This is a genomic window from Corallococcus exercitus, assembly GCF_003611585.1.
GTDB lineage: Bacteria > Myxococcota > Myxococcia > Myxococcales > Myxococcaceae > Corallococcus > Corallococcus exercitus.
The window spans coordinates 1-406 of record NZ_RAVW01000928.1 but is presented as its reverse complement, the minus strand read 5'-3'; the positions used below and the strand labels follow the sequence as shown (position 1 = coordinate 406).

The following is a 406-nucleotide window of genomic DNA, read 5'->3' as shown; positions in this document are numbered from 1 at the left end:
CCTCAGATCCGTCAATCCGGCCTGGGATGTCAGGAGGGTCGAGGCGCCGGCGCTGATGCCGCGGTCGCTGGTTTCAAGTGCCTATTCGAACGCCGATATCTGGATCCAGGAACAGCTCTCCACCAGCGATATCGCGCTGGTGCTGAGACCGGAGACCACGCCGTCGACCTACGTCTACATGCAGCATATTCTCGGCAATCACTCGAAGACACGGCTGCCGCTCTGCGTCTGGCAGGCCGGCAGATCCTATCGCCGCGAGCAGGAACAGCCGAGCAAACACATGCGGCTGAAGGAATTCTGGCAGCTCGAATTTCAATGCGCCTACACGGCCGACAGCGGCAACGACTATCACGCCGCCTGCCTTGAGCCGGTCCGCCGGATGATCGCATCGCTGATCCATCTGCCG

Annotated in this window: 1 protein-coding gene; it reads left to right on the top strand. The window is 61.6% G+C overall.

Features of this window, described 5'->3' with window-relative positions; translation table 11 throughout:
- A partial coding sequence (locus D7W79_RS42920; protein ID WP_208729999.1) for an aminoacyl--tRNA ligase-related protein occupies nt 1–406 on the top strand: 406 nt, incomplete at both ends.